At 37.9% G+C, this 18347-nt stretch carries 13 protein-coding genes; 1 reads left to right on the top strand and 12 read right to left on the bottom strand.

What is annotated here, in order from left to right:
* Nucleotides 1-3: 3 nt before the first annotated feature.
* Nucleotides 4-2799: a TonB-dependent receptor gene (locus JM84_RS03930; RefSeq protein WP_144782853.1), complete on the bottom strand. Its 2796-nt coding sequence runs from the start codon at nucleotides 2797-2799 to the stop codon at nucleotides 4-6.
* Between the two features lie 101 nt (nucleotides 2800-2900).
* Here JM84_RS03930 and JM84_RS03925 point away from each other — a divergent pair, with 101 nt between their 5' ends.
* A complete protein-coding gene (locus JM84_RS03925; RefSeq protein ID WP_013750363.1) occupies nucleotides 2901-3977 on the top strand; it encodes an endonuclease in 1077 nt (358 codons plus the stop codon).
* A gap of 114 nt (nucleotides 3978-4091) precedes the next feature.
* Here the strand turns inward: JM84_RS03925 and JM84_RS03920 are convergent, their stop codons facing one another.
* The 11 genes from JM84_RS03920 to JM84_RS03870 all read right to left on the bottom strand — a co-directional run bounded on the left by JM84_RS03920 (nucleotide 4092) and on the right by JM84_RS03870 (nucleotide 18344).
* The gene (locus JM84_RS03920; RefSeq protein WP_013750364.1) at nucleotides 4092-4526 is read right to left on the bottom strand and encodes a hypothetical protein; all 435 of its coding nucleotides are present in this window, start codon (nucleotides 4524-4526) and stop codon (nucleotides 4092-4094) included.
* 112 nt (nucleotides 4527-4638) lie between these two features.
* Complete coding sequence (locus JM84_RS03915; protein ID WP_013750365.1) at nucleotides 4639-7857, bottom strand: carboxypeptidase regulatory-like domain-containing protein; 3219 nt, start codon at nucleotides 7855-7857, stop codon at nucleotides 4639-4641.
* 172 nt (nucleotides 7858-8029) lie between these two features.
* Complete coding sequence (gene pgi, locus JM84_RS03910) at nucleotides 8030-9640, bottom strand: glucose-6-phosphate isomerase (protein ID WP_013750366.1); 1611 nt, start codon at nucleotides 9638-9640, stop codon at nucleotides 8030-8032.
* Between the two features lie 17 nt (nucleotides 9641-9657).
* On the bottom strand, nucleotides 9658-10965 hold the full coding sequence (locus tag JM84_RS03905) for a M23 family metallopeptidase (RefSeq protein WP_144782851.1): 1308 nt from the start codon (nucleotides 10963-10965) through the stop codon (nucleotides 9658-9660).
* Nucleotides 10965-11903, bottom strand: a complete 939-nt coding sequence (locus JM84_RS03900; protein WP_013750368.1) for a tryptophan 2,3-dioxygenase family protein — start codon at nucleotides 11901-11903, stop codon at nucleotides 10965-10967. The genes JM84_RS03905 and JM84_RS03900 overlap by 1 nt, the downstream gene beginning before the upstream one ends.
* Before the next feature lie 103 nt (nucleotides 11904-12006).
* A complete protein-coding gene (locus tag JM84_RS03895; RefSeq protein ID WP_013750369.1) occupies nucleotides 12007-12825 on the bottom strand; it encodes a DUF3108 domain-containing protein in 819 nt (272 codons plus the stop codon).
* 160 nt (nucleotides 12826-12985) lie between these two features.
* Entirely contained in the window at nucleotides 12986-14146 is a 1161-nt protein-coding gene (gene hppD / locus JM84_RS03890; protein WP_013750370.1) for a 4-hydroxyphenylpyruvate dioxygenase, read from the bottom strand.
* Between the two features lie 118 nt (nucleotides 14147-14264).
* Nucleotides 14265-14738, bottom strand: coding sequence for a CCC motif membrane protein (locus JM84_RS03885; RefSeq protein WP_013750371.1), 474 nt, complete (start codon nucleotides 14736-14738; stop codon nucleotides 14265-14267).
* 8 nt (nucleotides 14739-14746) lie between these two features.
* On the bottom strand, nucleotides 14747-15907 hold the full coding sequence (locus JM84_RS03880) for a homogentisate 1,2-dioxygenase (protein WP_013750372.1): 1161 nt from the start codon (nucleotides 15905-15907) through the stop codon (nucleotides 14747-14749).
* Nucleotides 15908-16070: 163 nt separating this feature from the next.
* Nucleotides 16071-17318, bottom strand: a complete 1248-nt coding sequence (locus tag JM84_RS03875; RefSeq protein WP_144782849.1) for an NAD(P)/FAD-dependent oxidoreductase — start codon at nucleotides 17316-17318, stop codon at nucleotides 16071-16073.
* A 21-nt stretch (nucleotides 17319-17339) separates the two neighbouring features.
* Nucleotides 17340-18344 carry a 4-hydroxyproline epimerase gene (locus JM84_RS03870; protein ID WP_144782847.1) on the bottom strand — a complete coding sequence of 335 codons (1005 nt, stop codon included), beginning with the start codon at nucleotides 18342-18344 and terminating at the stop codon, nucleotides 17340-17342.
* Nucleotides 18345-18347: the final 3 nt, after the last annotated feature.

The following is an 18347-nucleotide window of genomic DNA, read 5'->3' as shown; positions in this document are numbered from 1 at the left end:
AAGTTAGAATCTAACGTAAGCATTTACGTAGTACGTGGTTCCTCTTCCAAAGAATAAACGATCTCCAAAAATGGGAGTCGCTCGCTCAGATTCTTCAAGTTTTGACCTATAATTTACCCTACGAGAATCCTCAAAGCCTCCCGTAATATAATTTTCATTGAGTACGTTGTTTACTGTTGTAAAAAAGCCGACAAAGTAACTTCCTATCCTCCAAGACTTCCCTCCTATAATATTTACGAGATTATAGCTATCTATTTGTGATTGCCTAAGCAAACCCTTAGCCACCTCCGCATCAAAGTCGTTGAATGGTTGACCGTCTATGTCTTGGTTAAAATTTGCTGTACGTGCTAGATTACTAATGTCTATGTAAGCATTAGAAAAGCGATTTACCGTAATGCCAAAATTCCAAAAATCTGGATCTCTATACTCAAGACCTAATTGATAGGCTCTTTCTGGCCCTCCAGCAACATGCAATTTATTGAGTACAACTTTGCCACCTCCAAAGGTTTGAGGCCCATCAAAATCATCAGAGGTATAGTAAATATCTGGGTTATTTGTATAGGTAAATTGACCTACAGATGCAGCTGCCTTCAACTTAAGTGTAGGTAGTACCTGCGCCTCTATGCCTATCTCAATACCTATGTTTTGCCGCTCAACATTGGTAAGTACTTCTTGTACAAAAGATGCCTCCGTTTGCGCTATTGAATTTTGAGTAAAAAAGAATCCTAAATCAGTTCCATTTTGAAAGCCTGTATAAAACCCAGTAACACGTGCTTTTACAATAGGGGATCTATAAATATAGCTAACATCAACACTTTGTATTTGCTCTGATGTTAGGTTATTTACTACATCATTATTTTGTCTAGCATTGCTAAAACTATTTCTAATAGAAGGAGCAGTGGTATAGTAAGCTCCGTTTACTGTTACTATATGTCTACCTGTAAATTTATAAGTCGCACCTGCTTTCAATCCTCCATCTGTAAATGAAAGTTTCTCACTTAGTCCAAAGGAATTCACCCCCACAAAATTTCCGTTCTCAAATAATCCCTCTCGCTGATAACTTGTATTACTTGCCGTACCAGAAATAAAGAAATCTGTATCCTTAAAAGTAAACTGTGCTTGAGCAAATCCGCTTATTGTACTTGAATTAATATTATAGTTATACTTATACCGATCTCCTACTTGAACAATTCTGTTAGGGTTGCGCACATCACTCTGTGCGAGATCGCCTTCTTGACCATCCTGACTCTCGCTTACGGAGAAATTATCTATGTCAAGAAATCCCTCACCTCCTAGTAAATCACTTACCTGTGCATAGTTTTCACTCTTCAAATCTCTATAAGAAAGATTTCCATTTATGGTAATTGCATCCGTAAGCTGAGAGTTCAAAATCATAATTGCAGACATTTGCTTATCTCCCACAACGTCATCTTGAAGAATTATTTTTGAGTTACCTCCTCCTACATTAGCCTGATATATGGATTCCCAGTCTAGCTGACCATCATTTATGAAGTCTTGTTGCAATACATATGCTGTTTGAAAATCTCCCGCAGTAGGGCTTGGATCTTGAAGTGCAAAACTGGGCAAGAGCTGATAATAATTTGGTGCTGGATTTCTAAGGCTTCCGTTATCTATTCTACCACTTTTTATGGTGCCTACTTGATACCCTAAGTTTGTATTAATACTTGTCTTATTACTTATATCCCAGTAATGATTAATCATAAATACTGGCTCTTCAATCTTGCGCATTCTACCATTTCGCTGCTCTCCATTTTGCAAACCCCAATATGGATTATAAGTGCGTCCTTTAAGATCAACTTGTTCTTGTGTAAGTGAAGAAGCTCGACCACGCCGATTAGGCGTGTAAAAAGAAGAAAAATTAAGACTGTGGTTGTCATTAATTTTCTTCTCTACAGATAGGTATATGGAGTTTGCATCATATAAAGTGCCATCTTGAAAACCTTCTTTGCCAAAACGACGAGACAACAGCAGACTGTAAGCCCATCCTTTCTGAGATAACCCAGAGTTGTAACTTCCCATTAACCGCCCTTGATAAGAAGCACTAGCTGCGGCATATGAAATCCTACCTCCTTTTCGCTCCTGTGATGCTCGCATGATGATATTTGTTACTCCAGCCAGTCCTCCAAAGCTATATTCATTCGCTTTTAAGCCTTGGGTAAACTCACGGTTGCGTTGCGCGTCATTAAGGCCGCCCCAACTTCCCCATTGAGGCCTACCGTTAAACTGTTTATTCATTTCTATCCCGTTTATAAGTAGCTTACCATTTGCATTATCCAACCCTCTTGGTCGGAAAAAGGTAGCGCTCCAATCAAATGCTGCAGCGCTCAAAAAAGCGTCTCGTCCAGCAGTTAATAAGCCTGAGGTATTAAAAGTCTCTTGTGTATCATCGCTATTAAAATCATTATCTGATAACGAGATTAACCCTATCTGCCGCTGCTCTTCAGTAATATCAATGTCAAGGGTTATTATAGGAAGTTTTAAAATTCCTTTAGCTTTTATAATGACGGGCAGTCTCTTTGTAACAAAACCATTTTTTTCAACAATGAGAATTTGATCTCCATACAACTCGATATTATTGTACACAAATACACCAAGAGCATCAGTTTTTACATTGCTATTTTCTCCTTGAATTATTATACTCACATCGGGAATCGGCTGTGAAGTAATGGCGTCTATTATCGTTCCTTTGAGTTGTGTTTGAGACCATAAAACGCCACTAAACAATAAGAAAACATACCGCAATAAATTGTTATTCATAGCCTCTAATTGACGTAACATTTCAGTTTTAAATATTTCCTAGGAAAAATTATAAATTCGTAACGCACTGAAATTCATTACATTTGAATTGCATATTACGAAAAATCTTACATAAAACACAAATGCTTTCAATAAAATTAAAAACCAAGAGATTATTATTACTTGTGATATTGTTTTGTCTTTACGCTTTCGCGAAAGCGCAACAAACCAATAATTATAGAGCCTACACTATCGCATTTTATAACGTAGAAAATCTGTTTGACACCATCAATGACCCTATCACTTATGATGATGATCGCACTCCTGAAGGTAAGGATCATTGGACCGAAAAGATATATCAAGACAAGGTGAGCAACATTGCCCGAGTAATTGCCGATATAGGAAAAGACGTTACAAAAAATAGCCCCGCAATTATAGGCCTCGCAGAAATTGAAAACAGAAAAACCGTAGAAGCGCTAGCTAATGACCCACAATTACTGCCGAGAGATTACGGTATCGTGCATTACGACTCACCAGATAGAAGAGGTATAGACGTAGCACTGTTGTATCAAAAGAGGCTATTTAAGCCATTATTTACTAGTAAACATGAGTTACTCATTTACGAGATTGATAATCCGTCAAAACGTAAGTATACAAGAGATCAGCTTCTGGTATCTGGCCTACTCGATGGCGATATGATTCACATCATTGTAAACCACTGGCCTTCTAGATCTGGTGGAGAAGCAAAAAGCAGGAAAAAGCGTATGGACGCAGCTTCACTTACTAAGAAAATTACAGATAGCTTACAAAACAATGATCCTTATGCAAAGATTATTATCATGGGAGACCTTAATGATGACCCAACAAATGCTAGTGTAAAAAAGGTATTACAAACACAGCGCAAGATTAAAAAAGTAAGAGATAAGGAACTCTATAACCCTATGGAATCTATGTTCAAAAAAGGGATAGGCACGCTAGCGTATCGTGATGGGTGGAACCTCTTTGACCAGATAATTATAAGTGCGCCGCTACTAGATGATGACTACACCTCTTTCAGATATTATAAAGCCGGTATTTACAACAAAAGCTACTTGAGCAACCCCAAGGGTCGCTATAAAGGATATCCTTACAGAAGCTTTGCAAATGGTGGATATACAGGCGGCTATAGCGACCACTTTCCAGTTTATATTTATGTAATCAAGAAAGAATTTGCCGACTAACAGTACACCCTACATGAGAAAGCCCAAAATCAATTTTGATTTTGGGCTTTGTGCCTCCTAGTACCCTTTCGCGAAAGCGTACTAATAACCTTTATAAATATTTAATCATGGCTTTTAAAACCATTGATTCCATGGTATAATTGCTAGCACTGCGATAAGTGCAAGTGTATAAAAGATAGCTATCTTCTTAAATTTAGGTGTAGATAGGCGTTGTTTTTTATGCTTAGAATAACCAATTGTTACAAGCACCACTGCAATAATCATTAAAAATGGATGCTCTACCGCAAGTTGTCTTGCTTGGCTAGAGAGTCCTCCCATACCATTTGCTTTTATAGCTTGCAATCCGTTAGGTGAAACAAACCATAGCACAACACCTATAAGCAGTTGTATGTGCATCGTTATAAGAGTAAATAAAGCTAAGCTCATATCCTTCCCGCCATACTCTTTTTTTCCAAAGAATTTTGTGAGTGCATTAAATGTGGCAACCACAAGAACGATAACTACAAGGTACGCCCAGTACGAATGGACAAATTGAACAACTGAGTACATAAATAAATGGTTTAATAAGTTTAAAGCTCAAAGATAATCCATAAAAACAAAAGCCGCTACTGTTTCCAGTTGCGGCTTTATTATTGCGTATGCAATTATGTGATAATAGCTCTTAGTTAAAGATATAACGAAGACCTATTTGCATTTGCCATCTTGAAGAGTTAAATCCTGCGTCATCAATCTGATTAAGACCTCTTTCTACACCATCATTAAATGTGTATTGTGGAGTTGTTCCGTCATCTGCAAATCCTGCAAAGTTAACAAGAGAAGCGGTATCAAATCCACTTGTAAAGTATCTTCTACCCCAATCCTTGTTAATTAAGTTTGTGAAGTTAAATACGTCAGCAGATAATTGGAAAGCATGTTTCTTCTCACCGAATTGAAGCGCAAAATCTTGAGTAAACTTTAAATCCACTACATGACTCCATCTTGCTCTACTTCTGTTACGTTCAGCAAATTTCCCTCTACGAGTACTTAGGTAATCGTCACCTTCTATGAATGCGTCAAGCGCAGCCCATTGCTCCTCTGCAGTAGCAGTAACGTTACCGTCTCTATCTGTTTGATCTACAAGATTTGCATCTGCAAAGTTTGCAGGAACAAAAGGTAATGCCGTAAAACTTTCACCCGAATCATTGATTAATCGGTTACTGCTTCCACCACCTACAACGTAGCTATATGGAGTTCCTTCAGCCCCTTCATAGAAAAGACCAATTGATGTTTTGATATTTTCTGACCACTTAATATCTACTACTGCATTTGCAAGTGTTCTATGTCCTTGGCTAAAGTCAGAAACTGAAGTTCCAAGTTGGTTAGATCCATTTACACTTTCGTTAAATGCCCAGTTAGAAATATTCTGAGAAGATGTTCCCTCAAACACTGTAGTTGAACGTCCATAAGAATAAGTAGCACTAGCTCTCACATCTACCATTGTAGAGTAAAAATTCTTAGATAATGTAGCAGATGTATTAAATGCCTCACCATCATTCGTGTTAGAGATTAAGAAAATTCCTCCATAAGTACCGTCTACGTCTTGTCCACCATAATTTGCACGGCTTCCAGCTCCTGTAGTCATAAACTGTGGTCCTTCTAGGTTTAAGTTTTCAAGTTGAAGCCCAGTAATCACACTACTGTGAGAAACCTCGGCAGATACTGTAAATCCATTTCCTAATTTTTGATCAACCGCTAAACTCTTTTTAAATACCTGTGGTAATTTAAGATCTTCAGCAAGTAAATCAATGTTTCCTTGGAACTCACCTTCTTGTTGAAATTGGTTGTTTACATCAGGATTGAAATCTGGAACTCCGTCTCCAAAAATTCTTGTGTTTGCTACAACTGTACCAGTATTGTTGTAAGCTCCTCCTGGCCATACTAATGGTATTCTAGATGTAAATAATCCTAGACCCCCACGTATTTGCGTAGTCTTGTCTCCTTTTACATCCCAGTTAAATCCTAAACGTGGAGAGATATGTGCTGTTGTTTTAGGCCCTTGACCTACACGTGCTCCTTGTAAATCTTTTCCTGCAGCTTCTAATAAACCAACAGTTCTTGTGTTGAAGTCAGAGTTTCCTCTTCCATCATCCCAAACAGGTAAATCTACTCTTAAACCAGCAGTCATTTTAAAAGTCTCAGACATTTGTACTTCGTCTTGAGCATAAAATCCTAATTGGAATAAATCAAACTCAGCAGCTCCAACAGAATCATCACCTACTCCACCTAAAAGTGAGTAACTACTACGGAATTCGTTTGCATCATCATTAAAGAAATCCTCTAATGAGTTATAAGTATACTCTCCAAAGTTACGACCAAAGAATACGTTCTTCACTTTACTGTACTCGTTGTGAGTTCCTAAAGTAACTGTATGACGTCCAGAAAATATCTGAAAGTTGTTTGTTAGTGTGAAGATATCTTGCTCAAGTAAGTTTGCTGTTGAGAAAGGCTCAGATCCAGCAAAAATTCTTGCATCACCATCATTGATTTCAATAGTTGGGAAAGGATCGCCATTAATACCTCTATCATCTCGCACTCTTGTGTAACCAAGTATGAATCTGTTTGCATACTTATTACCAAAAGTAGAGTTAAGCTCTAAAGATGCAGTATTTGTATTAGATTCAAAGTTTTGAGCAGCTCCAGTGAAGTTGATTGTTCTTGCACTAGAACGACCTATTCCAAAGAAATCAGCTTTTACCAAGTTGTTACGTAGAGATAACTTATGATTCTCATTGATGTTCCAATCTAACTTGAAAAGAATTTTATTACTTTCTAATGTTCTAGTATTGTTATCAAATGTTCCTGGGTTGTATCCGTATTCATCAATTAAGAATTGCTTAAAAGTTGCAACTCCTTCTAACCCTGAATCTCCTGCGTAGTTACCATCAAATGGTTGTGGAGTTTCATCATTTTGACCTTCATAGTTTACAAAGAAGAATAATTTATCCTTGATAATAGGTCCTCCAGCACGTATACCAAAAGTCTTTGCTGAAAACTCAGCAAGCTTTTCTCTATCGTTATCATCTTCAAAATCACCAGGAGTTTTTCCTGCAAGCGATTCGTTTCTGAAAAGGTAATAAGCAGAACCTTCAAATTCGTTAGAACCAGATTTTGTTACGGCACTAATCGCACCTCCAGCAAAACCTCCAATAGTTACATCATAAGGAGCAACATTTACTTGAAAAGATTCAATTGCATCAATAGAGATTGGGTTTACACCAGTCTGACCTCCATTTGTTCCTGATCCAGAAAGACCAAATGCATCGTTATTTACTGCTCCATCTACATAAAGAGCATTGTAACGATTGTTTTGACCACCAATAGATAATTGGTTATCACCTCTCACCTGTGCTTCAGGAGTAAGACGTGCAAAATCTGAAATAGATCTAGAAATGTTAGGTAACGCATCTACTTGACGTTGACTAATAGCAGTTTCAGATCCAGTTTTGTTAGCATCAAAAATGCTGTTAGGTTGTGCAGTAATTACAATTTCATCTAGAGAATTTGCATTCTCTGCCATTGTAGTACTAACTCTCTTAGTCTCCCCAAGAGTAAGTGAAAAACCATTAAGTGCATAATCCTCAAATCCTACGTAAGTAATCGTAACATTGTAAGGACCACCTGGTCTTAAGTTCGTTAGACGGTAAAAACCATCAAAATCTGTTACTGCTCCATACACAGAACCTGTAGGTACGTGTGTTGCAACAATGTTTGCTCCAGGCAATGGACCTTCTGTGTTGTCTAACACACGTCCAGAGATAGAACTTGTCGTTACCCCTTGTGCTAATGACGATACCGTCACTAGAAACATGGCGATCAATGATAAAAATGTAATTTTCTTCATGATATTTGTTAATAATTAGCGCTGCAAAATTACTCTAAATTTGTGGAGTGCCAATATTAACTTAACGTTAACTTATACACGAAAGTTCTTTCATTTTGTAAAACTAAAAAAACCCTTCAAACATTATCCTGAAGGGTTTATTACTAAAATACTAATAATCAATTATTTACTATCATTCCTTATAGTATTTAATTAAATTCTCAGTAGAATTATCATGATTTTCACTTGTTCCAGTACTAAACTCATTAAGCACTTTTTTTGCAAGTTGTTTCCCTAGCTCCACTCCCCACTGATCATAAGAGTATATATTCCAGACAACACCTTGTACAAAGATTTTATGCTCATACATTGCTACCAGTGACCCTAAGCTCTCTGGAGTAAGCTTCTCCCCTAAAATAGTGGTAGTAGGTTTATTTCCTTCAAAAACTTTAAACGGGGTAAGTTCTTCTATACGCTTTCGCGAAAGCGTACTACCTTCAAAATCCTGCTCCACTTGAGATGCCGTCTTACCATTCATGAGTGCTTCTGTTTGTGCAAAGAAATTTGCCATAAGCTTATCATGGTGATCTTGATTACCGTGAAGTGACTTTCTGAAACCAATAAAATCTGCAGGGATTAATTTTGTTCCCTGATGTATCAATTGGAAAAATGCATGTTGTGAGTTTGTTCCAGGTTCACCCCAAATAATATTTCCAGTTTCATAGGTAACGCGGTCACCGTTGCGATCTACACTTTTCCCGTTACTTTCCATAATTGCTTGCTGCAAATATGCCGGAAGCCTATGTAAGTACTGAGAGTAAGGAATTACAGCTTCTGTCTCTGCACCATAAAAATTATTATACCACACACTTAAAAGCGCAGTTATCACAGGTATATTTTGATCAAATGAAGTGTTTTTAAAATGCTCATCCATTTTAAATGCACCATGAAGTAAACCTTCAAAGTTTTTGTACCCCACAGCAAGCGCAATAGATAAGCCTACTGAGCTCCAAAGAGAAAAGCGTCCTCCCACCCAGTTCCACATAGGAAATACATTATCTGAAGAAATGCCGAAGCTAGCAATAGCTTCCTCATTTGTTGACACTGCAACAAAATGGCTGCCAACTGCTTCTTCTCCTAGTTGGTCTACAAACCACTTTCTTACTGTTGTAGCGTTACTCAATGTCTCTTGAGTTGTAAATGTTTTTGATACAATTACAAAAAGCGTTGTTTCTGGATTAAGATCCTTAATAGTCTCCATCACATGATCACCATCTACATTTGATATAAAATGAGTAGTCAAATGGTTTTTGTAAAACTGCAATGCCTCAACAACCATCACTGGCCCCAGGTCAGAACCGCCTATTCCTATATTTACAACGTCTGTAATCTCTTTACCAGTAGCTCCTTTATGCTTACCAGATATCACTTTTTCTGTAAATAGTTCTGTTGATTTCTTTACCTCATCCACATCTTCCTTAGCAAAGGCATCACTCTTTTCATCACGTAATGCAGTATGCATAACTGCTCGATCCTCGGTTGCGTTTATTGCATCTCCTCCAAAATAACTATCAATTGCCTCTTTCAAGCCAACTTCCTCTGCAAGTTGCACAAGAAGATCTCGAGTTTTTGTTGTGATTCTATTTTTACTATAATCTACATATAAAGAATCCCAAATGATTGTGAACTCTTCTGCACGAGCACTATCCTTAAAAAGATCTACTAATAGCGTATCTTTTGTTTCCTTGTAATGCGTTTCTAATGCTTTCCAAGCTGCCGTCGTAGTTGGGTTTATACTTTTCATTAGGTAGGTTCTTGAGATTATAGTTGTTTTTCTTCTGCTTGCTGTTGTGAAAATTCCATTTCTGCTTCAGACATGAATGGGATATTATCTAGTTGACGTCTGAGAGGCTTGCGTATACTATCGTAAATAGGTTTTAAGTGGTCATCTAGCGGTTTTGATGCTGGAAGATCTTCTTTAAAAGGATCCACTTGTTTTCCATTTTTCCAAAAACGATAACACACGTGAGGACCACCAGAATTTCCAGTCATACCTATAGTTCCTATTACATCTCCTTGACGCACAGACTGACCTACTTTTACAGCTCTTTTTTGCATGTGTAGGTATTGCGTATCATAAGTAGCATTGTGGCGTATTTTTACATAATTACCGTTACCTCCACGTCTTTCAGATTTAGTCACCACTCCATCTGCAGTAGCAAGGATAGGTGTTCCTATAGCTCCAGCAAAGTCAGTACCTTTATGTGGGCGTAACTTATAGCCATAATATTTTATACGTCGCTTAAGGTTATATCTAGATGAGATTCTATTGAATTTGAGTGGCCCTTTTAAGAATGCACGACGTAAATTGTCTCCATTTTCGTCAAAGTAATCAAAACCTCCAGCTAGCGAGTCATTTGCAAATCTAAATGCGTAAATCTCACGTCCCGCATGTTCAAAAAGAACAGCCTTAATTTTACCTACTCCTGCTGGAATAGTATCATTTACAAAGCGCTCTTCATATATTGCTTTAAAGCGATCTCCTTTTTGAAGCTTAAAGAAATCAATAGTCCACGCATAAATATCTGCCATTTTATAAGCGACATTCACACTTACTCCAAGATCATCAAAAGTGGATGATAGATTGCTGTTTATTACTCCAGAAATCTCACGCTCATAAGTTGTTGTAGGATGCTTTTTTGCAGCTGCTTTTACATTTTCTTGAAAATCGACAACAACATAATCCTCTCTATTTTGCTCATAAATAAATACCTGAGCGGCCTCAAGAGAATCTTTTGATTTAAGTAAGACGTATGGCTTTCCTTTTCTAATACGGCGCGTATCAAAAACTGATTTTACAGAATCAGAAATTTCTTCAATTGTAGCATAATCTACATTTGCATCAAAAAGAATCTTCCCAAAACTATCTCCAGATTGCACGGTATCTCGCTCTACAATATAATCATCAAGCACGTAGCCGTACTCCTTAACTACTTCTGGTGGCGCGATATAAATTTCTTCATCTTCTACCGTATCTGAGGTAGCGTCACCGCAAGCAAAAACTAAAAAACTAAAAAAAACTAAAAGATAGTGGTGGTAATATTTCACAAAAAATAAGTTGTCATTCATTATACATCATGCCCCCAGTTTGCAAGCTCTTCTGCAGTCCAGACTTCTGGAAAGAAAATACGTCGCTGGTATTTAGGGTGCATATATTTTGTCCATTCGCTTCCGCCTGTTGCCTCTACCACTTTCTCACCATTATTTAAGTAGTGATTTGCAGCATGATAATGAGACATTACCCAAGTAACATTTACTGTGTAATCGTAGTGACGCATAGCATCACGTAACTTTTGATTCTCACGGACTTCTTGAGGTAAACTTTTAAAGCGGGCATACAAATTTATAGTATTATATTCTTTTGTAAACGCTACAAAGTCGTTTTTATACTTCTCTTCAAAGGCTGTGAGCAAATAAGATTTTTTACCAGTATGATAATCCTTGCCGGCGGCTTGCCAATATAGATGTTCTAACGCATGTTCGTACGGAGTATTGCGGTCTATGCTTTCGCGAAAGCGATTATCTATAAGATTTATTAAATCTGTACTTGCAAATTCGATTTTTCTATACTGTGCACTTTGAAAACCACTGGCAGGAGTAAGGGTTTTTCTAAATTTCATGTATTGCTCGACATCCATTCCTTCTTGCATAATCGAGAAAGAACTTGTGAGCATATCAAAGTAACGACTTATACGTCCTAAGCGAGAGCTAAAAAAATCTACCGTAAGGTTAGGATGATGAGCTACTTGCTCAATCTCCCATAGCACCATTTTAAAAAGTAACTCATTAACCTGATGATACATGATAAAAACATTTTCATCTGGCATGCTCGTTCGTGGCAACTGCAGGCTTAATAATGCATCCGTATGGATATAGTCCCAATAAGTGATAGGCTTACTTTGCAGTAATCCTTCAAGATGATCATCAAGATCTTGATCTATCTTCTCGTACTTATCATCAAGCTGATTGATAATTTTTTCTATGTCTGGCTGAATGGGCTTTTTCATGAGTAGTTATTGGACCGTAAATATTGAGCTTATCAAATACTTCATATATGATAAACATCAACGCTGTGTTGCCTAATTTATTAAGTGGCAATTTACAAAATCCTTAATCAAACACGATCTCAAAAGGATGCTTAAGTCCTTTATAAGCATCTAGATCTGCTTTAAGTGAACCTACAGATAATTCTGCCTTAATACGTAGTGGTATTTTATTATCGTCGTCACTCACCCATATCGTAAGACTTTCTTTTTCTTGAAAAACCCGACCAGACTGTACGAGTGGTCTAAATACTAATGTCTTTACCTTTCCAAACTTCGTACGAATCGTCTCTCTTTCCAAAAAACGCATTTTAAATGGATAATTTTCTCCATCAAAAAACATGGTGAGATTGACTTCATCACCGGCCTTTAGTTCCTCTGTAGTAAGATTGTTACGCAAATAATACATTGCAGAGACCATATCTTGAATGCCTGGTTCTGTATCAATAGTGGTTTTCTTATTTCGCTTTAAATCGTTTATATGTGCTTTATGTGCCACTTGATCAAACTCTATAACTTTATTTTTGGTGTGACCACCCTCATCTATTTTACGTAAAAACTTATATGGCAAATCTGTCTTTTTATCTACCCAACTCTCATAATAGTCCTCTACACCAAAAGCTAAACCCACAATACCTGTAGTCTCACCAAAACCTTTAATGTGATGCACTGGCTTTCCTTTATAAGTAGCATCTTTAATGTCTATAGTAGCATAACCTCCTGTGAGTAGCCCATAGTGCACTCTAAATTTAAGCCATTCTCCCGCTTGATATGTATCCTTGTGTTTCATAACACTATTACTTACTGGCGCCTGCATAAAGGCAGTACTCACAAGAAATACTATCATTATTAATAAGGCAGGTATGTATTTGTTATGTGACTTCATCTTAGGTCGTTATTTGGTTGTACAAAGCATATAATACAATTGTTATTCCAAAAATAGAATAACAAAAAACTCCGTCCTATTTCTAAGACGAAGTTTTAGTTAAATAATTGTAATTGTGTAAATAACAGCGTTACGCTTTCGCGAAAGCGTACTTAAGAAGTTATAAAGTTCCTCTCTGTGCTTGCTCTCTTTCTATAGACTCAAAGAGTGCCTTAAAGTTTCCTGCTCCAAATCCTTTTGCTCCCATACGTTGTATGATTTCAAAAAATAGGGTTGGTCTGTCTTCTAATGGTTTTGTAAATATCTGAAGTAAATATCCATCCTCATCTGCATCTACAAGGATAGAAAGCTCTTGTAAACGTTCTATATCCTCCTTCATCACCTTCATGTGCTCACCCAGTCTTTGTGGGATATCATCATAATACGTTTGTGGTGGTGGTGGTAGAAACTCGATACCACGAGCCTTAAGCTGCGCTACGGTTTTGACAATATCATCTGTTGCAAGTGCGAGGTGCTGTACACCAGCTCCTTCATAAAAATCGAGATATTCTTCTATCTGAGATTTCTTTGCTGCCTCTGCAGGTTCGTTTATCGGGAATTTAATACGGCCGTTCCCATTACTCATCACTTTACTCATAAGTGCCGAGTATTCTGTGTGAATTTGTTTATCATCAAAAGACAAGAAGTTTACAAACCCCATCACTTCTTCATAAAACTTCACCCATGTATTCATCTGGTTCCAGCCAACGTTACCTACCATGTGATCTACATATTTTAACCCTGTAGGCTCTGGATTGTAATCAGACTCCCATTTTCTAAAACCTGGTAAGAATACACCATTATAGTTTTTACGTTCTACAAACATGTGTACCGTTTCTCCATACGTATAGATTCCTGCGCGTACCGTTTCTCCATGCTCATCTGTTTCTACAAATGGCTCGCAATATGACTTTGCTCCACGTTTTGTAGTTTCTTCATAAGCACTTCTTGCATCTTCTACCCATAAAGCAACCACCTTTACACCATCACCATGCTTTACAATGTGATCGTTTATTGGCGACTTACTGTTAAGTGGCGTCGTTAGTACGATGCGTATTTTATCTTGCTTAAGCACATAACTCACCTCATCACGGGATCCCGTCTCAAGACCTTTGTAAGCATATGATTGAAAACCAAATGCCGTTTTATAAAAGTGAGCTGCTTGTTTTGCATTACCCACATAAAACTCTACGTAGTCTGTCCCTAAAAGCGGAAGAAAATCTTGCGCTCCTTCAAATATTTTTTCTAATCCGTAGTCTACAGATTTTAAGTCTTTGCTCATAGTTGTTACTTTTCGGTGAAGTTAGATTAAGCTATTACTTCACTATTAATACTAATTTATAAGTCTTCTGCCGTAGCAGATTATTATTTGTTTTTGTTACGCTTTCGCGAAAGCGTAATTAATCAATACTATCTCTTTCTGGAAATACCTCGTTTAAGAAAATTGAATCTGTACTTATAGAATCTACTTCTTCTTCCATAAAAACATCATCATTAAAGTCATCTTCGTACTCCCAGTTGTTATCTGTATTGTATGCGTCATTTGTAAAATCATCAAATGCTCCTGTCATGCCCGCAACTCCTAAAAATGCAAGTGCTCCTATCACGATAAGTAAGAATAATGCATTTAAGATGATGGAAATGATATTGAGAACTCGTGCTATGGAAACGTTACTCCTGCTTGATTCAGAAAACTCTTCTGGATTTAAGCGATAGAGTTTCATGCTCTTATTTGCCATCACAAGTCCTGCGATACTTAAGCCTAATGGAATGATTGCTGTAAATCCATAACAGCAGCAACCGGCAATACCTATCACGAGGCCAACGATTCCTAATATTAAGGCAGACGGATCTGCAGGTAATTTATTTTGCATATTGATGTTTAGTGGTCTAGCCAGCTTTGATAATAACTCTCGTCTGCAATTGTCATAGCATCTTTACAAACCATAAGTGGTTTAAAAGTATCTACCATCACTGCAAGCTCTTCCGTTCCCTCTTTTCCTATACTCTTCTCTGCAGTTCCTGGGTGCGGACCGTGAGGAATCCCTGCTGGGTGTAAAGAAATATGTCCCGCCTCTACATCTGTGCGGCTCATAAAATCACCGTCTACATAGTACAACACCTCATCACTATCTATATTACTATGATTGTATGGCGCTGGAATACTGAGCGGGTGATAATCATACTTTCTAGGCACAAAACTACAGATTACAAAGGCATCTGTTTCAAATGTTTGATGCACTGGAGGCGGCTGGTGGATGCGACCAGTAATAGGCTCAAAATCGTGAATTGAAAAAGCATATGGATAGTTATACCCGTCATATCCTACCACATCAAATGGATGAGAAGCATATACCATCTCAAAAATATCGTCTTGCTTTTTCACCTTGATTAAAAACTCCCCTTTCTCATCGTTAGTTTCTAACTCGTAAGGCTGTCTTAAGTCGCGCTCACAAAATGGAGAGTGCTCTAGCAGCTGTCCAAAATAATTACGGTAACGCTTAGGAGTATAAATAGGTCTGCGCGACTCTACTATAAAGAGTCTATTATCATCCGTATCAAAATCTACCTTGTAGATAACTCCTCTAGGAATGAGTAAGTAATCTCCATATTTAAAATCAAGATTTCCTAAGTGTGTACGCAATTTTCCAGTGCCTTTATGAACAAAAATAAGCTCATCTGCATCTGTATTTTTATAAAAATAATCTTGTGTACGTTCTTGGGGAGCAGCAAGTATGATAGTACAGTCGCTATTAGTAAGCACGGCTTTCCTGCTTTCTAAATAATCTTTTTCTGGCTTTATTTGAAAACCACGAAAACGATACGATTGCATGTTATTCTCCTTTGCAATTTCTGGTTTTACCGAGTATTGCTTGCGTATTTCCTTTACTTGCGTAGGTCTGTGTACGTGATAGCTATTTGTACTCATCCCGTCAAAACCTATGGTACCAAACAATTGTTCGGAATATAATGAACCATCTGGTTTACGAAACTGAGTGTGACGCTTATGAGGGATATCTCCCAACTTATGATAAAAAGGCATTGTTGTGTTTTTAGATTGTCTTAAAGTTACTCAAAATCAAGTAAAGCAATCTATTCTGGGTTCCTCTTTATGAGGAAATTAAGAAGTATAGGTAAGTTTATCCAGCCTTGTGCGTTCATGAGCGTAAATATAGGGGATTTTTACCGTGTTGTAAAAATGGAAATTAGAAAGTTCTATCTGGATGAAACATAGCCATATCCATACAAGGTGTTACCTCATCTACAATTTCTTGAACTAACTTCCCTGTGCTAGGTCCTAACGTCCATCCCATCATCGCATGACCCGTAGCGATAGTGAGGTTTTTACATTTTGAGCTTTTACCTATATATGGCATTCCATCTGCAGATACTGGTCGCAAGCCACAGGCAGCACCAGCTCTTTCTTCTGCTGTAATATGTACTTCTGGAAAATACTTATTGACACCATCTGCAATAGAGTCTACTCGAGCCTTGTTAATTGTGTGATTGATTCCAGCAATCTCCATCGTTCCTGCAAAACGTGTAAATCCATTCATTGGAGTTATTGCCACTTTTGCTTCTGCAAGTATAGATGGATAGGTAATTCCTGTTTCTTTGGTGGTTTGGATACGATATCCTTTTCCAGCCTGAAGGTGTAGGTTAATGTTTAGCTTTCGCGAAAGCGTACTTGTCCAACTTCCTGCTGCCATCACAACCTCATCTGCTTTAAGAACTTCTTTATCTGTCTTTACACTGATAATTTTACCATTATTGACTTCTAAATCAATCACCTTCTCCTCTTGTCGAATGACAACGCCTTTAGATAAAAGATGCGCTTTCATTTCTTTCATAAATTCGCCAGGAGTACTGTGATAATCACACTCAAAATACGAGGCGCCCACTACATCAAGGGTGGCATCTGGCATCATCTTCTTAACATCTAGCGCAGAAATAGTTCTTGCACTTAGCCCTTCTTTTATTGCAATTTGCACGAGTTCGTCCTCGTGATGAAGTGTTGCTTCTGTTTGGCAGAGCATAAGCAAACCTTTTTTTTCTAAGTGAAAAGAAAATCCTTCTTCTTGCTTGATCTGATGATATAAATCACGGCCCAGCACCGCAATTTCTTTCATTACGGGAACAGCGCTATTTACATGCTTCTGAGTACACGACCTATTAAAAGCTAGCGACCATTTTAAGAAATCTGTATCAAGACGTGGCTTAATATAGAGTGGACTCTTGCTATTAAACATCCACTTTATTCCTTGCCTCATGACTCCGGGAGCTGCTAGCGGCACAAGGTGACTAGGCGACATATATCCAGCATTTACATAACTCGCGCCGCCATCCATTTTAGATTGGTCTATTACCGTAACATGATGCCCAGACTTCTGTAGAAAATAGGCGCAACTTAACCCTATAATCCCTCCACCTATGATGATAACATTTTTTGCCATAAATACTTCTTTTATCCAATGCTATATTACAGAAAACCCTAAAGCATAGGGATCTTCCTCGTCTATGGTAATGGTATTATGCCCATATATTCTTGCCCATCCTTGTATGCTAGGTACAATGGCTTTTTGATCACCTATCATTGTTTCTTTTGCTACACGACCTATAAATTTTGAACCTATAAAACTTTCGTGTACAAAAGGTTCTCCTACTTTCAATTTCCCTTTTGCATATAATTGTGCAAGCCGAGCCGAAGTTCCCGTACCACAAGGGCTGCGATCAATTGCTTTATCTCCATAAAAAACAGCATTGCGCCCATCTGATGTTAGATCTATAGGATTACCCGTCCATAACATATGAGTTACATCCCTTATGGTCTCATTTTTTGGATGGATAAATTGATTAGGGTATTTCTCATTAATACGCTCACGCACCACTTGACTCATTTGTATAATCTGACCAGCAGTAAACTCGTGTACGCCAGCAAAATTATTTTGTGAATCTACAATCGCATAATAATTCCCTCCATAAGCCACATCAAACGAAATCTCACCCAGATCTGGGCAATCAACGGTTAGATTTTCGGCAGCTAGAAAAGAGGCTACGTTTGTGAGACGTACCCAGTCAACTTTAGTTACCGTTTGCTGATATTCAATTTCAACTAATCCTGCTGGGGCTTCCATTCTGATAATTCCAGGCACTTTGGGTGTGATGATCCCTTCTTCTATTGCAATTGTTATCGTCCCGATAGTTCCGTGACCACACATAGGCAAACATCCTGAAGTCTCTATAAAAAGAATAGAGAAATCATTTTCAGGATCATGCGGAGGGAATAAGATACTCCCGCTCATCATGTCATGACCGCGTGGTTCAAACATCAACCCTTTGCGTATCCAGTCATACTCTCTGAGAAAGTGCTGTCGCTTCTCGCTCATCGTTGCCCCCTTGAGATCTGGCCCGCCATGAGCAACAAGTCTTACGGGATTTCCGCAGGTGTGTGCGTCTATGCAAGTAAAAGTGTGTTTCATATT

Origin of the sequence: Dokdonia sp. Hel_I_63 (assembly GCF_007827285.1) — a bacterium.
In the GTDB taxonomy this organism is placed as follows: Bacteria; Bacteroidota; Bacteroidia; order Flavobacteriales; family Flavobacteriaceae; genus Dokdonia.
The sequence above is the reverse complement of the archived record's forward strand: the minus strand, read 5'-3'. Positions and strand labels throughout refer to the sequence as shown.

Excerpts from the sequence above, each read along its gene's own strand:
- JM84_RS03870 (WP_144782847.1), bottom strand. The coding sequence starts at position 18,344 with ATGAAACACACTTTTACTTGCATAGACGCACACACCTGCGGAAATCCC.
- JM84_RS03875 (WP_144782849.1), bottom strand. The coding sequence starts at position 17,318 with ATGGCAAAAAATGTTATCATCATAGGTGGAGGGATTATAGGGTTAAGT.
- JM84_RS03915 (WP_013750365.1), bottom strand. The coding sequence starts at position 7,857 with ATGAAGAAAATTACATTTTTATCATTGATCGCCATGTTTCTAGTGACG.
- pgi (WP_013750366.1), bottom strand. The coding sequence starts at position 9,640 with ATGAAAAGTATAAACCCAACTACGACGGCAGCTTGGAAAGCATTAGAA.
- hppD (WP_013750370.1), bottom strand. The coding sequence starts at position 14,146 with ATGAGCAAAGACTTAAAATCTGTAGACTACGGATTAGAAAAAATATTT.
- JM84_RS03925 (WP_013750363.1), top strand. The coding sequence starts at position 2,901 with ATGCTTTCAATAAAATTAAAAACCAAGAGATTATTATTACTTGTGATA.
- JM84_RS03900 (WP_013750368.1), bottom strand. The coding sequence starts at position 11,903 with ATGAAAAAGCCCATTCAGCCAGACATAGAAAAAATTATCAATCAGCTT.
- JM84_RS03895 (WP_013750369.1), bottom strand. The coding sequence starts at position 12,825 with ATGAAGTCACATAACAAATACATACCTGCCTTATTAATAATGATAGTA.
- JM84_RS03905 (WP_144782851.1), bottom strand. The coding sequence starts at position 10,965 with ATGAATGACAACTTATTTTTTGTGAAATATTACCACCACTATCTTTTA.
- JM84_RS03880 (WP_013750372.1), bottom strand. The coding sequence starts at position 15,907 with ATGCCTTTTTATCATAAGTTGGGAGATATCCCTCATAAGCGTCACACT.
- JM84_RS03885 (WP_013750371.1), bottom strand. The coding sequence starts at position 14,738 with ATGCAAAATAAATTACCTGCAGATCCGTCTGCCTTAATATTAGGAATC.
- JM84_RS03930 (WP_144782853.1), bottom strand. The coding sequence starts at position 2,799 with ATGTTACGTCAATTAGAGGCTATGAATAACAATTTATTGCGGTATGTT.
- JM84_RS03920 (WP_013750364.1), bottom strand. The coding sequence starts at position 4,526 with ATGTACTCAGTTGTTCAATTTGTCCATTCGTACTGGGCGTACCTTGTA.